The sequence below is a fragment of the Chitinophaga sp. Ak27 genome, assembly GCF_012726295.1.
Lineage (GTDB): Bacteria > Bacteroidota > Bacteroidia > Chitinophagales > Chitinophagaceae > Chitinophaga.
In genome coordinates, this window is record NZ_JABAOB010000013.1 from 1 (window position 1) to 19,499 (window position 19,499).

General features: G+C 47.3%; 15 protein-coding genes. 7 read left to right on the plus strand and 8 right to left on the minus strand.

Going from position 1 to position 19,499, the window contains the following annotated elements; genetic code table 11:
- Nucleotides 1-142: 142 nt before the first annotated feature.
- Together HGH90_RS30075 and HGH90_RS30080 are read right to left on the minus strand one after the other, a co-directional pair.
- Nucleotides 143-1,426, minus strand: a complete 1,284-nt coding sequence (locus HGH90_RS30075) for an amidohydrolase family protein (RefSeq protein ID WP_169192653.1) — start codon at nt 1,424-1,426, stop codon at nt 143-145.
- 38 nt (nt 1,427-1,464) lie between these two features.
- Nucleotides 1,465-4,512 (minus strand): amidohydrolase family protein, encoded by a 3,048-nt coding sequence (locus HGH90_RS30080; protein WP_169192654.1) that lies wholly within the window; start codon nt 4,510-4,512, stop codon nt 1,465-1,467.
- A 196-nt stretch (nt 4,513-4,708) separates the two neighbouring features.
- Between HGH90_RS30080 and HGH90_RS30085 the strand changes: the two genes are divergently transcribed.
- The 4 genes from HGH90_RS30085 to HGH90_RS30100 all read left to right on the plus strand — a co-directional run bounded on the left by HGH90_RS30085 (nt 4,709) and on the right by HGH90_RS30100 (nt 8,615).
- A complete protein-coding gene (locus HGH90_RS30085) occupies nt 4,709-5,143 on the plus strand; it encodes a hypothetical protein (RefSeq protein WP_168766061.1) in 435 nt (144 codons plus the stop codon).
- Nucleotides 5,144-5,239: 96 nt separating this feature from the next.
- On the plus strand, nt 5,240-6,574 hold the full coding sequence (locus tag HGH90_RS30090; protein WP_169192655.1) for a glycerate kinase: 1,335 nt from the start codon (nt 5,240-5,242) through the stop codon (nt 6,572-6,574).
- Nucleotides 6,575-6,659: 85 nt separating this feature from the next.
- The gene (gene uxuA / locus HGH90_RS30095; RefSeq protein ID WP_168766064.1) at nt 6,660-7,835 is read left to right on the plus strand and encodes a mannonate dehydratase; all 1,176 of its coding nucleotides are present in this window, start codon (nt 6,660-6,662) and stop codon (nt 7,833-7,835) included.
- A 309-nt stretch (nt 7,836-8,144) separates the two neighbouring features.
- Nucleotides 8,145-8,615, plus strand: coding sequence for a MarR family winged helix-turn-helix transcriptional regulator (locus HGH90_RS30100; RefSeq protein ID WP_168766066.1), 471 nt, complete (start codon nt 8,145-8,147; stop codon nt 8,613-8,615).
- A gap of 7 nt (nt 8,616-8,622) precedes the next feature.
- On the opposite strand, the gene HGH90_RS30105 is transcribed toward HGH90_RS30100, so the two are convergent.
- Nucleotides 8,623-9,564 (minus strand): FecR family protein, encoded by a 942-nt coding sequence (locus tag HGH90_RS30105; protein WP_168766068.1) that lies wholly within the window; start codon nt 9,562-9,564, stop codon nt 8,623-8,625.
- A 170-nt stretch (nt 9,565-9,734) separates the two neighbouring features.
- On the opposite strand from HGH90_RS30105, the gene HGH90_RS30110 reads away from it, so the two are divergent.
- Entirely contained in the window at nt 9,735-11,030 is a 1,296-nt protein-coding gene (locus HGH90_RS30110; protein ID WP_169192656.1) for a hypothetical protein, read from the plus strand.
- Here the strand turns inward: HGH90_RS30110 and HGH90_RS30115 are convergent, their stop codons facing one another.
- The 3 genes from HGH90_RS30115 to HGH90_RS30125 all read right to left on the minus strand — a co-directional run bounded on the left by HGH90_RS30115 (nt 11,031) and on the right by HGH90_RS30125 (nt 15,081).
- On the minus strand, nt 11,031-11,267 hold the full coding sequence (locus tag HGH90_RS30115) for a hypothetical protein (protein ID WP_168742774.1): 237 nt from the start codon (nt 11,265-11,267) through the stop codon (nt 11,031-11,033).
- A 101-nt stretch (nt 11,268-11,368) separates the two neighbouring features.
- Nucleotides 11,369-12,526: an alginate lyase family protein gene (locus tag HGH90_RS30120; RefSeq protein WP_168766071.1), complete on the minus strand. Its 1,158-nt coding sequence runs from the start codon at nt 12,524-12,526 to the stop codon at nt 11,369-11,371.
- Nucleotides 12,527-12,537: 11 nt separating this feature from the next.
- Entirely contained in the window at nt 12,538-15,081 is a 2,544-nt protein-coding gene (locus tag HGH90_RS30125; protein WP_169192657.1) for a glycosyl hydrolase family 95 catalytic domain-containing protein, read from the minus strand.
- Nucleotides 15,082-15,320: 239 nt separating this feature from the next.
- Between HGH90_RS30125 and HGH90_RS30130 the strand changes: the two genes are divergently transcribed.
- Both HGH90_RS30130 and HGH90_RS30135 read left to right on the plus strand, forming a co-directional pair.
- Nucleotides 15,321-16,202, plus strand: a complete 882-nt coding sequence (locus HGH90_RS30130) for an AraC family transcriptional regulator (protein ID WP_168766075.1) — start codon at nt 15,321-15,323, stop codon at nt 16,200-16,202.
- Nucleotides 16,203-16,307: 105 nt separating this feature from the next.
- Nucleotides 16,308-16,970, plus strand: coding sequence for a siderophore-interacting protein (locus HGH90_RS30135; RefSeq protein WP_169192658.1), 663 nt, complete (start codon nt 16,308-16,310; stop codon nt 16,968-16,970).
- 11 nt (nt 16,971-16,981) lie between these two features.
- On the opposite strand, the gene HGH90_RS30140 is transcribed toward HGH90_RS30135, so the two are convergent.
- Both HGH90_RS30140 and HGH90_RS30145 read right to left on the minus strand, forming a co-directional pair.
- Nucleotides 16,982-17,584: a response regulator transcription factor gene (locus HGH90_RS30140; RefSeq protein WP_168766078.1), complete on the minus strand. Its 603-nt coding sequence runs from the start codon at nt 17,582-17,584 to the stop codon at nt 16,982-16,984.
- Between the two features lie 342 nt (nt 17,585-17,926).
- The gene (locus tag HGH90_RS30145) at nt 17,927-19,387 is read right to left on the minus strand and encodes a sulfatase (RefSeq protein ID WP_169192659.1); all 1,461 of its coding nucleotides are present in this window, start codon (nt 19,385-19,387) and stop codon (nt 17,927-17,929) included.
- Nucleotides 19,388-19,499 lie beyond the last annotated feature (112 nt).

Below are 19,499 nucleotides of genomic sequence, written 5' to 3' on the forward strand. Positions count from 1 at the left end.
TTAGGCGTATATTGTTTAAATACCTGTTTAGTCTTAGTTTTGGCCATAGTAATTTCAATGTGGTAATTAAAATTACTAATCGGCCCTTTCTCTGCAAAGAAAAGGGCCGACCTTTTTGGTCAGCCCCATACTTACTCCCCAATTATTTCAAACCATATTTCTGCTCATACTTCACATTCAACTGCTTTTGTTTATTATCCAGGTTGATTTCTCTTCCCTGGATAAACGCCTGTGTAATAACACTCGACTTCATATCTAGCATATCCCCGTTGCTCACCGCAATGTTGGCGTCTTTACCTGGTTCCAGCGAACCAGCGATGTTATCGATACCCAGTATTCTGGCTGCATTGAGGGTAACGGCCGACAATGCCTGTTCCTTGCTAAGTCCGTAAGTAGCTGCGGTACCTGCTTCAAAGCCCAGGTTGCGTTGCTGCCAGAACCCTTCATTGCTCAGGCAATACAATACGCCGGCTTTCTGTAACAGCGCAGCTGTTTTATAAGACTGATCCACATCATCATCTTGCATGAGGGGCAGGCTATGCGGCTGCGTTAACACTACCGGGATATTACTTTTCTGCAGGATATCGGCAATCAGCCAGGCATCAGTACCTCCCACAATAACTACATCTATACTAAACTCTTTTGCGAAATCTATGGCCAACAGCATTTCCTTTACCAGGTCGCAGTGAATGAACAACTTTTGTTCTTTATTAAACAGGCGGCGCATGGATTCAAATTTGAGATTGGTAGCACTGTGTTTCCCTTCTTTCAGCCAGGCATTGGCTTCCCGGAAAAACGTCCTTACCTTTTCTATCTGCTCCAGGGCTGCTTTTGTTCTGTCGTTAGTAGCAGGCCCGCTACCACTGCCCACCGGTATCAGACGGGGCATAAAGAAGTGTAGTGCATTATCTGTTTTATAGGCTGCATCTTCCCAGTTCCAGGCATCCAGCTGCACCACGGAAGAGGCGCCGCTAACAAGGCCTCCCTGCGGCGTTATCTGTGCCAGTAATATACCATTGGAGCGCAGCGTATTAATTACTTTGGAATCGGCATTATATGCAATAATAGAACGAACGGACGGATTGATTTCACCTACTTCCCGGAGATCGATGGTGGCACGTACACTTTCAAACTCTACCAGTCCCAGGCTGGTTTCCGGCGCTATGATACCCGGATATACGTGCTGTCCTTTCAAATCCATTACGGTAGCATCACCGGCAGCCGCTATATTACTGCCAACCGCTGTAATTTTTCCCTGGCTGAAAGCGATGCTACCATTTTCAATTACCTGTCCATTACCTACATGAATGGTGGCATGAGTGAGGTAAACCGGTTTTTGTTGCGCCGGCGCTGGGGAAATTGTTTCCTGTGCATAGGCAGAGTGTAGTCCCATGGCTAATCCCAGCAAAATAATATTTTTATTCATTGAGCAATTTGCTTAAAGTGTTTCAAAATAATGGCTGGCTAGTAGCCGATCGCCTGTTGGTGTCCTCCCTGCAGATCTTCACAGTGGTACATTTCATCTGGCACAAAAGTGGCTTTCTGTGTAGGCGTACCTTTCTTCTTTTCTGCCAGCATGCGCTGTATCAGGCGATTGCGCTCAGCGGTAATGCGGCTGCGTAGCTGCAAGTCGTATTCCCGGTCAAATTCTACGATACCATCTACAATCGTTTTTTCTGCCTTCGCATAAATGCTCAGCGGGTCATCACTCCACAGTACTACGTCTGCATCTTTACCTACCTTGATACTTCCCATACGGCTATCTACGTGCAGGAGTTTCGCCGGATTCAGGGTCACCATTTTGAGTGCATCTTCTTCACTCACACCACCATACTTAATGGTTTTGGCTGCTTCCTGGTTGAGCCGGCGGGCCATTTCTGCATCATCTGAGTTGATGGCGGTTACTACGCCCACTTTGTGCATAATGGCGGCATTATAAGGGATAGCATCCTGTACCTCCATTTTGTAAGCCCACCAGTCAGCAAACGTTCCTGCGCCGGCGCCATGCGCCTTCATTTTATCTGCTACCTTATATCCTTCGAGGATATGGGTAAAGGTATTAACCCGGAAGTGGAAGCTGTCTGCCACATGCATGAGCATATTGATTTCGCTCTGTACATAAGAGTGACAAGTAATAAACCGCCGTTGGTGCAATATCTCTACTAACGCATCCAGCTCCAGGTCACGACGTTTGCCGGCACCTTGTCTTTCGTAGTCACGGGCACGGGTAAACGCATCCATGTATATTTGTTCTACGCCCATCCTGGTTTGCGGGAAGCGAACGGTATTCCGCTCTCCCCAGTTGGATTGCTTCACATTTTCACCCAATGCAAACTTGATAAACGGATCCCAGTTGGTGACTTTCAGCCGTTCTGCATTTTGTCCCCAGCGGAGTTTAACTAACTGGGATTGTCCACCAATAGCATTGGCGCTGCCGTGCAGTAGGTGTGAAGCAGTGACCCCACCGCTGAGTTGCCGGTAAATATTAACATCCTCGGGGTTCAGCACATCTGCAATTCTCACCTCCGATGTCACCGACTGGGAAGATTCATTGACGCCTTTGCTGATAGCGATATGGGAATGTTCGTCGATAATACCGGCAGATAAATGTTTACCCGTACCATCTATCACCCGGGCGCCACCGGCAGACAGCCCCTTGCCTATCTGAGTAATTTTACCATTTCGGATCAATACGTCAGTATTTTCCAGTTTGCCATCTTTTTCACCTGTCCAGACAGTAGCATTTTTGATAAGCAGGTCCTGTTGTTGCGGGAGTTTTTCCCAGCCGTAACCATTGAATGGATAGTACATGGGGCCAACCGTTACAGGCGCTTTTGCTTTTGTTGTATCATCTTTCTCTGATATTGCTTTAACGAATACTGCATTCCATTTTACGAGGTTGCCGCTGGTATCAGATCCGGTGCCTGTCCAGCCGTTATCACTGATGATTCCACTCAGGCGTATGCTGCTTTTACTGTTTTTGCTCAGTGGCAGCGACAAGACAACGAGTTTACCATTGATATCGATATGTCCGGACAGGGTGTCCTGTTGTAATACTGACAGGGCGGGCGATACCGGGGTTCCTTTGATATTTACGGTGTAACTGGCGCCATTGCTGAGGTTAACGGTGTATGCCCCACGAACATCATTCCATCCATCAGCTTTGATGATATAGCGATTACCCTGAACCCAGTTTTGATAAAGAATAGTTTTATCGTTGAAGACAGGGCCCGAAGTAATGAGGAAATTAGCCAGTTTGCCTGCTTCCAGGCTCCCTACTTTATCATATGCTTTTATCAGGGTGGCTGGTGTTTTGGTCAATGCTTCCAGTGCTTTTTGTTCGCTGAGCCCATAAGCGATGGCTTTGCGCACATTGGCCAGGAACTGTTTTACGTCCTTCAGATCGGCGGCAGTAAGACAGAAGGGAATGTTCGCTTTTTCAAAGGCGGCAGGCGAGGTGGGCGCCATTTCCCAGTGTTTCATATCCGCCAGTGCTACGAAGCGTGCGTCATTAGGGTCTTCTACATCAATCGCATTGGGAAAATTAAGTGGCACTATAAACGTTGCTTTGGTAGCAGCCATTTCAGGGATGCGCTGGTATTCATTTCCACTGGCTTTGATGATATATTGTACGCCAAATTCATCCCCAATTTTATCGGCTCTCAGTACATCCCATTTATCAGCGGCTTCAAAAAGCTGCGGTAAGGACTGGTTGGCATTCCATGCCTGCAAGCTAAGGTTGATTCCTTCTTTTGCTGGCTGTGATTTATACCACTGCGCATCCAGATACGTCTGGCGCAGCAGGGCAATGCTGCCCATCAGCGAGTTGGGATAATTTTGTGTGGAAGTACCTTTATCGAAAGAGTATGCTGCTGCCGCTCTTTCGCGGAGCATCACTTTATTTTCTTTCGCGGTGGCCAATGTTACCAGGGCGGCAGTGCCACGGGCAATGCCATCAGGTTGCTGTGTTAGTACAGTGCCAAATCCTGCTTCCCGCAGGGGGGCTGCCTTTCCATCGTCTGCCACAAACAGGTCGGCCGCATTGATTTCGCTTCTGATTGCCTGGTTCCAGCCGTATGCCCCTTTGGTGTTAGAGAGAAACTGCGGGGCCGCATTCCAGGCGGAGCCGCCGCGTTTGGGCTCAGATAAGCCGTAGTTGCTGTATAAATCTACAAAAGAAGGGTAAATATACTTTCCTTTACAATCCACTACCACGGCGTCTTTCGGGATGGTTATGGAAGTACCCGCCTCCACAATCTTTCCATCCCGGATCAACAGCGTTGCATTATTCAGGGTAGTTTGGGCATCCCTGATGATGGTGGCATGTGTAAAGGCAAAACAGCCTTCCCGGGGATCGGCAATGCCATTTACAGGAAAAGTTTCCTGGGCATGCACATAAGAGCCGGTCGACAGTAACAGCAACACCAGCCATTTGCTGCGATGCCGGTTCAGCGCATAGGTTATACACCGTGATAGCAGGGCGCGCACGGGTTTCTCAAAAGCTTTTTTCATGTAAATCGATAGTTTTCGGTTCAGATTCCGTTGATCGGCTAAAAATAGTAAATCATTGAGGTGGCTGTTAGTAAAACGGCATATTTTTTATGAGTGGTAAAGCCGGATTCCAAATTTTGGATTCACACGAAAAAGGGATAATTTGACAAAAGATTACACCTTAAGTTTGTTTAAATTCGTATAATACTCGCTGATTATGAAGATTATTTCCGCTTATACGCTGTTACTGCTGGTCTGCCTGGTGGCAGTAACTACCGGTGTCCAGGCACAGGCAAACGATACAGCAGCTATTTCAAGAGGACGCTGGACAATAGAAGGACGTGCCAATAAGATAACCGATAAAATCTCTCATAAACTGAACCTGAACAGGGCCCAAACGGAGAAGATCTATGTTATAAATGAGGACATTGTTCGCCGGATGGATGCGGTAAAAAAGAACGCATCGCTCTCAAAAAAAGAGCGCATGACCCAGTTTAAAGCACTCGATTCAGAACGTAGCCAGCGTTTCAAAACAGTATTTACCGCATCGCAATACAAAAAGTGGAATGACTGGGAAATGAATAAGAAAGAGCACCTGGAGGCAAGGATGGAAAAAAAGCGGCAGAAAAAAGAACTGAAAAATGGACAATAACGCCTGATATACGAGGCAAAAATATACACCGTTGAAGCGAATGATCTTGGTAAATACGCTGAGATCATTCGCTTCAATAGCTTTTAAACCTATCGTATGGATACAGCCGTTCACGATATTCAACAGATTTTCCGGTATGCGGTAGCGGCAGTACACCCGGCCAACCTCATGCAGCAACATGTAGCTGTGTTACCTGGCGCCCACCGCATCCGGGTGGCCGACCATATCTATACATTGGCGGCAGAAGGAAAAGTGTGGATATTGGGCGCAGGAAAAGCCGCTGCTGCCATGGCCGCGGAGCTGGAAAAGATATTGAGTAAACACTTCCCCCTGCAGGGGCTGGTGGTGACAAAATATGGTCATGCACTGCCTTTAAAGCAACTGTCGCTCCTGGAAGCAGGGCATCCTGTACCGGATGAAAACAGTGTAACCGCCACCGTTAAGCTGCTGGAAATAGCCCGCCAAGTGCAGGCGGATGACCTGGTGTTTTTCCTCCTATCCGGCGGCGCGTCGGCATTGCTGGCCGATGTACCGGCAGGTAGTACGCTGCGGGAAGTGCAGCAATTATTTGAAGCTTTGCTCAAAAGTGGAGCAGATATCGGGGAGATGAATACCGTACGTAAGCACCTTTCTTCGGTGAAAGGCGGTCAGCTCGCACAGCTCATTCGTCCTGCCAGGCTATGTACCCTGATCTTAAGCGATGTGGTGGGCGATGATCTGAGCGTTATTGGTTCCGGTCCTACAGTGGCCGATCCATCTACATTTCAGGATACCTTGTCTATTCTTAAGCAATACCATTTGCAGGACCAGCTACCTGCATCACTGTGGCAATACCTGCAACAAGGCGCCGCGGGCCTCATCGCTGAAACGCCGAAGCCGGGTGACGCCGACTTTAGCCATGTGTATAACTACCTGGCCGGAACCAACCGCATTGCGTTGAAAGCTGCAGCTGCCGAGGCAAAAGCGCTGGGCTACCATGCCCTGATTTTATCCGATACCGTTACCGGAGATGTACACGCGGTAGCTGCTATGCTCACCAAGGCATCGGAACGTTACCGCGGGCCTTTACCGGCCTGTTTACTGGCAGGTGGCGAAACCACCGTTAAAATAACCGGAACCGGTCTGGGAGGCCGCAACCAACAGCTTGCGCTGGAGATGGGCATCGCCATTTCCGGAGATCCCAGGCTAACGTTTTTGAGCGGAGGTACCGATGGCGGCGATGGTCCTACCAATGCCGCCGGGGCTATCGTAAACGCATCTACGATTGAAAATGCGGTCAATCACGAGCTGGACCCAAATAGTTTTCTGCGTAACAACGATGCCTGGCACTTCTTCTCAAAAGCAGGCGGGTTAATGATTACAGGGCCCACGCAAACCAACGTAATGGATCTCATGATCTTACTGATCCATCCGGCGCCGCTTAAAATTTAAAATCAAAGTTTGTATATGTGTAGATAGATTATATTTTTGGGGTTTGGAATTAAAAATTCTGGATTTACAATAAACGTATTGCATTATGCTGAGAATGGAACAGACATGGCGATGGTACGGGCCTAACGATCCGGTTAGCTTGTCTGATATTAAACAGGCAGGAGCTACAGGTGTAGTAACAGCATTGCACCATGTACCCAATGGCGCGGTATGGACAAAGGAGGAGATCTTAAAACGAAAGGCCGCTGTGGAAGCAGCAGGCCTTGCCTGGTCGGTAGTAGAGAGTGTACCGGTACATGAGGATATTAAAACGCAGCGTGGCCCTTTCCGGGATTATATCAGCAACTACCAGCAAACCCTGCGTAACCTGGCCGCCTGCGATATACGTACCGTCACCTATAATTTCATGCCGGTACTGGATTGGACACGCACCGACCTGTCATATACCGTGGAAGATGGCTCCAAAGCCCTGCGCTTTGAAAAAGCGGCTTTTATGGCATTCGATCTGTTCATGCTCCAAAGACCTGATGCGGAAAAGGACTATACTGAAGAAGAAATTGCCCGCGCCAAAGAGCATTTCGACAGCATGACTGAAGAAGACAAGGTTTTACTCCAGAAAAATGTCATTGCCGGTTTACCCGGATCTGAAGAAAGCTTTACCTTGCAACAGTTTCAGGCTGCATTGGATACCTACAAAGGTATAGATGCCACCCAGCTGAAACTGCATCTTTTTTACTTTTTACAGCAAATAGCACCTATTGCAGACGAAGTGGGTATTAAGCTGGCCATCCACCCGGATGATCCTCCTTTCCCTATTTTTGGGTTGCCCCGTATTGTAAGTACAGAGCAGGATGCCAGGGAACTGCTGATTGCCGCTCCCTATGCCGCCAATGGGCTGTGCTTCTGCACCGGCTCTTACGGCGTACGGGCCGACAACGACCTTCCAGGAATGATAGAGCGATTGGGCGATCATATTCATTTTATTCACCTCCGCAGTACACAGCGGGATGCTCTGGGCAACTTTCACGAAGCTAACCACCTGGAAGGCGATGTAGACATGTTTGCTGTAGTAAAAAACATCCTGCTGACCATGAAACGCCGCAATGTATCCATTCCAATGCGTCCCGATCACGGCCACCAGATGCTGGATGATTTGCATAAAAAAACCAATCCTGGCTACAGCGCCATTGGCCGTTTACGCGGACTGGCAGAACTGAGAGGCCTGGAAATGGGAATAGCCGGGGCCTTAGGCTCTGATTGACTGACATCTACCAGCATCAGGTCTGCACAAAGAGTAAAGGTGGGGATAAGCAATACCATCGTCGGACTGAGATGCTACACCAGGGCAGAAAGCGTATTTGAACACATACCGTAATGGCTGATTACGCGTACAATTTACACTGCTCTATTTAAAATATTAAAAGACCCGCCGCTGTGGTGGGTCTTTCTTATATAGCCCTGCCAACAATAGCTTTCCAGAAAGCATAGCAAAAAGCCGTTGCTTTTTTGTAGCATTGTACCAGGATACGAGATTTTATCAACTGCACATTTTTACTAAACCTACAATACGATGAGCGCAACAATAGATGCGAGATACGAGGCATGCCTGACCAAAAGACCTGATAACCTCGCCCGCCTGATCAACCTGTTCAAAAAAGACATAGACCAGCGCATTACAGAAAGAATACAGGAACGTGGCTATAAAAATTTTAAACTGGGCGACATGGTCCTACTGGTACACATAGACCCACATGGTACCATCAACAATGACCTGGCCAGGAAAGCGCGCATCAGCAAGCAAGCCATGAGCAAAGTGGTAAAAAATCTAGAAGCAGAGAATTATATCAGCAGCCGTAAACACGATACCGACAACCGCGCCAGCCTCATTTTCCTGACTGAAAAAGGCAAGGAGTTTATGATCAATGTATACGAAGCCGTAGATGAAATACAGGCAGGATATGAAGCAATTATCGGAGCAGACGCATTTTCCGATCTGAAAACTATTCTCAAAAAATTAAATGCAGGTTTAAACCTTACTTGATACCGCACTACTTAATAGTAACATAATACCTGTTGGCACTGTCTTTTACAATAGGCGCGTTTAATGCCTTATGCAACAGCCCCAGCATTTCAGCGGCTGACTTATTCTCAAAGTCAGCCGTCAACCGTCGTCTATACAGCTGATCTGCCGACGGTGGCACGAGGATTTCAAGGCCATAATAACCATTTACGGCATCCAGTACTTCCTCGAGTGGGACATTCCGGAACTTCAACCGGCCCGTTTTCCAGGCCAGTAAAGAAGGGCTTTTTACGGTCTTCTTCTGAACAGGTTGATGTAACTCCCTTTTGGCCTGCATATTGGCGGTTAGCTGCAGCTTATTTCCCTTATCCGGCACCAGCGTTACTCTTCCTTTTACTACATATACCTGGAAAACGGAAGCAGTACGATGTACATTGAATACGGCATTGGCAGTGTATAATACCGTATGTTCATCTAACCTCATCCGGATACGATGTTCCCGGTGAATGTTAAAATACGCATCTCCGGTAATCACGCTTACCTCCGGTGTAACCTCAAATTGCGCGGCATAGGTAAGCGTGGTACCCTTATTGGTAATGACGCTACTACTACCCTTTTCCAATTGCAAGGTATCTATGCGTCCGGTGTGATTGGTATATAACAGCATTTCCGCTGGCTGTTTTTCCCACAATAACCAGGCACCCGCTATAATCAGCAGCGCTATGGTAGCAGCCGCCAGCCATTTCCAGGAAAAAGACCGATGGTGATTTACCGGCATCACCGGTGCAGGTGGCATGGGCCTTACAAACCTACCTTCTTCCAACCAGGCCAAAAGACGGTTTTCTACATAAACAGCCTGCTCAGGATCAGCAGCCACAAAGGCTGCCACCTGTTCCCGTAAAAGCGGATCTTGCGGAGATGCGATAAAACTTGATACCAGTTCGCTGATATCCTCATCAGGTTGATACATATTCACTGGGTACTGTCAACTATAGCTGCTATGTTTGGCAAGATACTTAACTTCCTTGCAAGTTTCACCGCACAGGCATTGCATTTGCTGCTATTATCCAATAAATAATTAGGCTACTTCGACAAGGTTTAATATTTTTAGTAAAGAGGAACCCGGCAAAAACGATATGTATGTCACCTGAACTAATATCTAACGACCAGGAATATATTGAGGGATTGCTTCGACATCAACCTGCTGTAATCGAGAACATCTATCAGCGATTTGCCACGAAAGAAAAGCGGTTTATCCTGCAGAAAAGCGGCCATGTCAAAGATGCCGCCCACATCTTCGAAGAAGCATTGATGGATATTTACTTCTTCGCCCGACGCCACCCCCTTAAAGTGGCAGACTTCGAACCCTTTCTTCAACTGCTGTGTAAGCGCATCTGGGAACAGGAACTGGAAAGACGTGGACAACGTATTCCGGGGCTGGAAGCAGAAGAATTGTCAACCATGAGCCGGGACGATATCCAGGATGTGGAAGATGTATTAAAGGAAGGTGAAAAAAGAAGATTGGCCTACCACTACTACCTCGCATTGCCAGACGAATGTAAAGAATTGCTGCGTTGGTCGCTTACCGATGGCTGCCTGCAGGCGGATATTTCTGCAGAGACCAACATCCCCCTGGCGGAGTTACCAGTAAGGCGAGTTTCGTGCTTTCGCAGCCTGTTCCGGGATATCGATAATAAATTAAAAGCGCATAGCCTGTCGGATCAAAACCTGGAAGAAACTGACCGTTTCCTCAGCGGGCAAATGAATGAGTCAGAACGTAAAGCATTTACAACCAGGCTCCAAAACGATGTGGCCTTCTCTCAACAGGTAAAACGATTCGATATTATCCGGCAGCTGCTCGCCCAGAAGATATGCCCGGATACCGACCGCGATGAAATACAACACTTGCTCTTTACCCATCGCAATGCCTGGTATACACTGAAAGATAATTCCGCAATACCTATCCGTAATTATGTAATCCTGACAGCGCTGATAGCAGCAGGTATGGCCATCTTATTGTATATAAGCCCCTGGCGAAAGAATATTTACCGGCAATTTGCTTCCACAGAAATGCAGATCCCGGATATTGACAGCCTGCGTTTGCCGGAAGAAGCCATCCGACAGTTCAACCGCGGCCATTTCAATGAAGCTGTTATCTTGCTGAACAACGCGTTGACAACCAATCCGGGCAACCTGTATGCACGATTTTACCGGGGTGTAGCGCGCATCGATCAAAACCAGCTGAATGACGCACGGGAAGACCTGCTCGCTGTTTTTAACAACAGTCGCGATCTCCGCAATGATGCAGCATTCTATATGGCCTTAAGTTATTTAAAAGAGGGCCGCAAGCAGCAATGCCGGGAATGGTTATCAAAAATACCTCCCGAAGCCCCCAATTACCCTAAAGTGCAGAAACTGATAGAAGAATTAAAATAATTAACTCAGGTATTGTCCTTTACTACAGTGGATAATGTTTTCTACTTCTCCCTTAATCAACTCGTAAACAGGCGCTTTGTCTGTTTTAATCTGTACCAGCTGTTGTAATACCAGGAAATAAATTTCGCCACGTTTACAACCGTCTATCTGGGCTTTTAAAATGTTATGTTTTACCTCTTCACAACCGGTGGCATCCAGTTTCTGGTAAATTACATACAAGTCATCCATCCAACTCATATCTCTAAAGTTTAAGCATAGTGTATAGTTATCCTAAAGTTAATCATTTATATTAACAAAATAAATCATTTAAATCTTAAATAATTGTAAATTTTAACCACTCAGAACCATATCACTGGATTACGGACTGGGAGGTTCCGGATCACCTCTTCCGTTGCGGGATCCTGGTCGAGGGAAAGCCATAAACGATAGTACTCCGCCTGGTGTAATGCCGCCGCACCAAATACGAGGAAAGGCTGTGCTACCGGCCAGTTGTGCCAGTACATTACATCTTGTGCATAAGGCCAGGTCTGTTTATTTTTTACATAGGGAAACAGGAATGCGATGCCTTTTACTATGTTGCAGCCCTTGTCAGTAGTGTATTGCCACAAGTTGTTACCAGTAGTACTCAGCAGTTGACAGATAGTAGACATAGCATCCAGGTTAAACAACGAGTAGCCGTAAGGTTTAGTACGTTTCAGTTCCCTCGGAAAGCTGCCATTCTCCGCCATCTGCATGGGTAATAATACCGTTTTATATCGCTCGCTGCAAAAGGTGAGTAATGGCTGGTCGCCCGTAAACCGGGCAAAAGCGGCCACCTGCATTACCCAGCAGGTACCATGATTGTTAGCCGCATTCATTTCGTCTTTACCATACGGATGCGTAGTAAGCCATTGCAGGTATTCCCGGAACCAGTTTTTAAAAGCTTGCAGATCCCGGTCAGGTATAGCTCCGGCCGCTTCCATAATACGCAGGGCCTGCACTACTTCCATCAACTGAATGGTATCAATAATACCAATTCCACGCCCGGTAGCACGGCCTTTAATGGCCTGTGCGTATAAGAGCGAAGGATTCATATGGGTAATCGGGTCTTCCAGCCATGCCCGTGCATGCAATAAGGCATGCTGCAGGTAGATATTGTCGCGGGTAGCGACGTAACCCGCCGCCAGCGCTCCCATTATACGGCTAAACCGGATCATTACCTGTCGGTGCGCCACGAAATTATCGGGATTGGTTTGCCCGTCGCGCTGAATATAAGGACTATCCGGATGTGCCGGATCGGGCCACCAGTAATCCCCTTCCGAATAAAAGTCATGCAATCCGCCAGCGCTGCGTTCACAACGAAAGGAGGTAATAGTTTGAGGCGCCTGTTGCAGCGCCCATTGCGCCCGGCGTATGATAGCAGGGCGGGTATCTTTCAATAGTTGTTGTACATTGGGCACCTGGCCCTGTACCACTATTGAAACATATAACAGCAACGACCATACGAAATAACGCATCTCACTACTTTTTAATATGCTTTTTGCGCGGTGTATAAAACCTGGTAAATTTTACCAGGCGCAGTTGGAACATCATACTCAAATACTTTTTCCAACTGCAACCCTGGCAATTTCGTTGCATCTTTTACGACTGTTTTTCCGGGCGTTTGCAGCTGGTAAAATGGATTAGCATTCTGACCAGTTGCGGGACGGATAGCTTCTCCATTAATGGTAATGGGAACGCGTGTACGAATACGGCAATTACCTCCCAACAGCGATTTAATGATAGCATGCGCGAGCTGTCCCTTGTGCCATTCCATATCCACTTCAAATCCGCCTCTTGCCTTTAATCCTTTCACACTGCCCGACGGCCATGCATCTGGGAGCGCGGGCAGCAGGTATACTACGCCATCATGGCTTTGCAGCAACATTTCTGTAATGCCGGAAGTTACCCCGAAGTTACCGTCAATCTGGAAAGGCGGATGGGCGTCAAATAAATTAGGATAAGAGCCTCCGCTGTTGTCGGCCACACTTACGGTTTGCCCGCCGGCAAGAAATAATTGTTTATTCAGCATGGTGTAAGCGTGGTTACCATCTTCGAGGCGCGCCCACCAGTTTATCTTCCACGACTTAGACCATCCGGTGCCGCCATCGCCGCGCAACAGCAAACTACGTTTGGCAGCTGCCGATAATATCGTGTCCCTTCTGGGTGTAATAAAGTTGCCGGGAAACAGGCCATAGAGGTGAGATACGTGCCGATGGCTGTCTTCCGGATCATCCCAGTCTTTGTACCATTCCTGCAATTGACCATATTGTCCCGTATGAAACGGATATATATCTGGCATGGTACGGCGGATACGGGCTACCAAAGCAGTATCGCGCTGTAACACGGTGGCAGCCTGCATCACATTATTAAACAAATCGTGGATGATGGAAAGATCCATGGTAGAGGCGATGCTCACCGTACCGGTGCGTTTACCGTTGATCCGGAAATTATTCTCCGGTGACGTAGAGGGATTCGTGACCCATTGTCCTGCATCATTTTTCACGAGCCAGTCGAGCATGAATACCGCAGCATCTTTAAGATCAGGATACGCTTGCAGCAGCATTTTTTTATCGCCGGTAAACAGGTAATGTTCCCATAGGTGGCGGCTAAGCCAGGCCCCTCCCATGGGCCAGATGGCCCACGTGGGATTGCCGTTTGGGTCGGCGAAATCGGAGCCTCCGGCCGGATTGGTCATTCCCCATATATCTGAATTATGATGTGCTACCCATCCCTTAGCGCCATAATTAATAGAAGCGGTTACGTGTCCGTTTTGAGCCAGGCGGTGAATAAATTCAAACAGTGGGGCGCCACAATCGGATAAATTGGCTGTTTCAGATGGCCAATAGTTCATTTCCGTATTGATGTTAGTGGTGTAATTGGAGCCCCAGGGTGGTTGCATTTCCTTGTTCCAAAGCCCTTGCAGGTTCATGGCAGGGCCATTTTTACGGGAACCTGCAATCATTAAATAGCGGCCATATTGGTACAACAGGGTAGTTAATTGGGGATCGCTGTTACCACCGCGTGCTGTATATGCTTTCAGGCGTTCATCTGTAGGATACGCTGCCATACTGTCGATACCCAGGTGTAGCGATACCCGGTTAAATAATTCTGTATAGTCTTTAACGTGATTATTTTTCAGTTGTGTATATCCGGCTGTTTTTTGCAAGGGTGCTGCGGCGGCCTGGTGCGGGTCTTTCCCATTAGGTTCACCATCTTTAAAGCTGGTGCCCACCGATAATAGGAGCACGGCTTCTGTGGCGCCGGATACCTGTATCCCATTGGTATCAGTTGTTATTTTTCCGCCGGTATTGCGGGCTTCCAGGTGTACTTCATAGTTAATGCCTTTATCGCCATACACAATTTGTTTGGTTTCATGGGCCCTGGCGGCTACATACTCCGGGCAGCGGCCTTTCATTACGAGGTAATGATTATTCACTACGCTGTTGGTATGCGGCATGCCATTGCTGAAGCCGGCGCGAAAGCTAAGCTGGCCGGCTTTTGAGGAGATATAGCGTATTACCAACAATTGCTGGGGATAGCTGCAAAAAACCTCTCTCGTAAAGGCGACCCCGTTTACCTGGTAGCTAACGCGGGCGATGCCATCGTTAAGGTCCAGCTCCCGGTGGTACTGTGTGGCCTCTCCAGGGATATCGTTGTCAATCAACAGGCTGCCGAGGGTAAGGTACCGGGCACTGTAAGTGCCCATCATCTGGCGTGCCAGCTTGGTAGCGGCGGGATAATCTTCCTGGAACAGCAGTTGCCGCATCTGCGGCAGTAGTTCTTTTGCCTGGGGGTTGTTCCCGTTGCGGGGTACACCCGACCAGAGGAACCCTTCGTTGAGTTGTAATTGTTCCTGTTGTACGCCGCCGAATACCATAGCGCCGATGCGCCCATTGCCTACCGGCAGGGCTTCCACCCATTGCTGCGCTGGTTGCCGGTACCAGAGTTTCAGCAGGGAGTCTTCCCGCAAATCTGCAAAAGCACTTCCGGTGAGCAACAACAGGGTAGATGCCAATAAATACTTTATCATTAACTGCTTATTTTCTTAATTATGTGAAATGCCGGTTCAACCAACGTTCGCTAAATGTGTACGTTTTTCATCCGTGGTTTACTTTATCTTCTACAGGTATATAGTTGCTTGGTGGTGATTATTCTCCGAAAATATGCAATCGATTGTATTAAAACAGATGCAATTTTATCTATTTCAGGTATCTTTTTCAAGCGAGGCACAATAATTAGCTCGCTTATTCGTCTGCCTATTATATCGCTATGAGAAAAAACAAACAACCCGTCATTGCATCTTACCGGCTTGAGGATTTACTGATCGACCCTGGTTTGTTGATTGACGTTCATTATAAAGCTTCCGGAGAAATAAGTCATGCACCGCATGCCGACTTAAACAAGGCCCATCGGCACGAGTTTTACACACTCATTGTTGCCCGTAGGCAACGTAGTCAGCATATGGTGGATTTCCAGCAGGTAGTACTGCCTCCGGAAAGTATGTTTCTTTTATCGCCCTGGCAGGTGCACATGCCGGGGGATATCGAAACAACAGAAGATCTTTTCCTGATTTCTTTTATGCCTGACTTTATACCGGCAGATATATCGATATCACCGTTTTTGATGAAGGAAGCCATCACTCCACCCACATCAGCATTTAATGAAATATGGCATCTATGCGAGGTGTTGCACCAGGAAGTCAGCAACCGTTGTTCGCAACAGGAACAGCTCCTGCAACATTACCTGGCGGTATTGCTGATAAAATTTATGCGCTGCTTACCCGATCAAAGCACCAGCAGCATGCCGCCGCCTGCATTGCTCACCCGTTACCGGGAATTGATGGAGGTGCATTTGCGTCGCTGGATCAGCCCCGCCGACTATGCAGATGCCTTGCATGTGAGCGCTGGTTACCTGAATGAAGTAGTGAAGCAGGAAACTGGTCAAACCGCATCCGCACTGCTGGCTGCCCGGCGTGTTTTGGAAGCCAAACGCATGCTGTTGCATTCCGCATTGGGTATTAAGGAAATTGCCTGGCATTTGCGATTCAATGAGGTCACTTATTTCAACCGTTTTTTTAAAAAACATACCCATCAAACACCTATGGCTTTTCGCATTGCGAGCCGTGAAAAGTATAATTATAACCCTGAATAGTATAATAATAGGCACCTCCAGGTCCGGTAGCTTTGCTGCCATTAATCCCGCCGGCCCAGCCCGTTCATTGCCGGTGAATTATTTAACATCCAAAAAGTAGCTTACATGTTTTCAATTAAAGATAGGGCGACCCATTTATTAATGTCGCGTATACGGAAAACCGCCCAGGTAACCACAGCAAAACGAATTGGTAATTTTCTTTTACAACTTGATCTGCAGTTGCCACAACCTTTACCTTGTCGCTGTACACAACATCTCAAGTGCGAAGTGGGTACCCATGCTTATCGTGATTATACAGTAGCTAACTGGAACGCCGGCACGCAAACTGCCACCTTACTGATCAACTGCGACCATGAAGGGACCGGTAGCTATTGGGCCATGGACCTGCAACCGGGAGAAGAAGTATTTTATATAGGGCCAGGTGGTGGCAGCGCACAACCAGATACCAGGCATGTGGTATGCATTGGCGATGCATGTGCAGCAGGCCATTTTCATTCCCTTTATCAACATATCAGCCCGGAACAGGACTTCCATTGCTTTCTGCAGCTGGACGAGCCGAATACCTCACAAGTGCTGCAAATGCCGGTACAGCCGTTATCTAATAACGAACATTATTTTACGGATTTGCAGGAATGGCTGTTTCATTATCAATTTCCCGTAACAAACACTACTTACTATGTGGCTGGCAATCATCAGCTGGTCAGGTTGGTACGCGCGTCCTTACGTGAACAAGGGGCCTCTGTAAAGTCGCATGGCTTCTGGGGCTAGTGCCTGGGGCCTTACACCAGGTGTTCTTTCATCGCCTTTACAATGGCATTGGAACGGGAGTTGACATCCAGTTTGCGGTAAATATTCATGATATGGGAACGTACAGTCCCCACGCTGATATGACATCCATCAGCCACCTGTTTATAGGTGTCGCCATTTACCAGGCATCGTAGAATTTCTTTTTCCCGTGGCGATAACCCATACGGGTCCAGGTGCACTTGCTTTTCCTTCCGGAAATAAGCCAGTACTTTGTTAACCGCCACTAAATTCGACTGCAAAGCCGTCTCATAGACTTGAGAAATAAACTCTGACAAGGAAACCGGTGGCACATAATCCGGTTCAAATTCTTTTGTAACTGCTGACACCGTTGTTAATTCCTGTTCCTTCTCATTCAATGTAAGCAATAATACATTAATGTCAGGGTACGCTGCTTTTACTATGCTGGCGGCTTCTATCGCAGTCAATCCAGGTATCTCTATATCCATAAAAACCAGGTTGCAGATATCTTTTGCTAATTGTTGTAACACTTCTGATGATTCGCTGTGCAATCCAGCTACTTCCAAGACGCGCGCTTCTCCCAAACTACCAGGACTTATAGGCCGCACTTTTTTCATAATATTCCTTTTGGGTTATGTATATTCATATGAAATCTCCCATTGATAACTGCAAGTTTTCGGAAGCTGGTATGGTTGATAATTAAAAATGGAAAGATTACACGGTTTCCATACCCGTAACAAATTTGAAACAATTACATGCAGCAGTCAATCGGATAACTATATGGTTTTTCAATAAATATTAATATACAATTTGTTTTATATTACGAATAAACAAAACGTATAACGTGGTACTCCTTAGTTTTTTATTGGATTAACAGGAATGTAAAGGTTTCTCAATCAACTCTTTAAAAGTTGGCACTCTCCTCATTAAAAACAAATTATATTTAAATACATATATTACTATTGTACCTTTCCGGCAGCTCTCCGCGCTGTTCCTTTCACACCTGTCAGGTCATCACCTAAATCGTGCCGGTATTTTTCTGCTACCGCCAACATCGACTTCACCACTTCCGGGAACTGTTTCTGTACATCGAGTGTTTCCCCGGGATCGCGGCGCATATCGTACAAAGCCAAAGGGACATCTACCTCTGGTTGCGCCCCCGGAAAACCATCATAGCCTGGCAAGTTCAACTTATAAGTTCTGGCCCTGTGCGGTAACACCAGCTTCCAGGGGCCCCTGCGAATAGCCTGCAGGCTATTTACCTGGTAATATACGGCCAGCTCATCGCGAGGGTTTGCATCCGGGTCATTAAATAACAATGACTTCACGTCTACCCCATCAATTTTTCTAGCCGGTAAACTTGCACCACACAAGTTGGCAATGGTAGGCAGCAAATCGATGGTAGCCGCCATTTTATTACACACAGTTCCTGCTGGAATCTTACCAGGCCAGCGCATAATGCAGGGCACCCTGATACCGCCTTCCCAGGAAGTACCTTTACCCTCACGCAATCCGCCGGTATTTCCGGCGTGGTTGCCATACGATAACCAGGGACCGTTGTCACTGGTAAACACCACCAGTGTATTGTCCGCCAATCCATTTTCTTCGAGGGTCTTTAACACCTCTCCTACCGACCAGTCAATTTCTGTGATCACATCTCCAAATAAACCATCTTTACTTTTTCCTTTGTGCTTATCGGATACTGCAATGGGAACATGCGGCATACTATGCGCCAGGTAAAGGAAGAAAGGCTGTTGCTTGTTGGCTTTAATAAACTTGCATGCACGCTCTGTATAGATAGTCGTTAGTTGCGCCTGATCTTCGAGAGTGCGGATATATTTCAACGGCTTATTTCCTTCTATTAAAGGTAAAGGCGGATAGTTTTTTCGTGAGTTGGCAGATGTGTCTGCATAAGGCTTTCCATCATAGTGCACCGGCCACATATCATTGGAATAAGGTAATCCCAGGTATTCATCAAACCCATGTTGCAAAGGTAGCCAGGGTACTTTACTACCCAAATGCCATTTACCCACCATACCGGTATGATATCCCTGCTGTTTCAGGATGGTCGCAATAGTTTGTTCCGCTGTGTCCAATGCAATAGGCGCTGTAGGCCACAAAGCACCGTTAATCCCCACCCGGTTGGGATAGCAGCCGGTCAGCAAACCTGCCCGGGAAGCAGAACATACTGCCTGCGCCACATAAAAGTAAGTGAATCGCATGCCTTGTGCAGCCATGCGGTTAATGTTAGGCGTATGCCAGGGCGTACCGGCATAACATTCAAGATCCCCATATCCCATATCATCCATGAAGATGATCACAATATTCGGAGGCTTAGCGGCTGGTGATGGCTTTGTAAAACTAAAGGATACCACCGCCAATAACAGCAACATAGCCGTGCAATAATAAGCTCTTCTCATCCGGGATGTTTGACAATAAAAAATGGTGAGCATAAAAATATACATCTTCCGCATAATTTCTACAAAAATCTTTCTGTGCCGGATTTAAAAAAATGGGGAAACAGAAATGGCC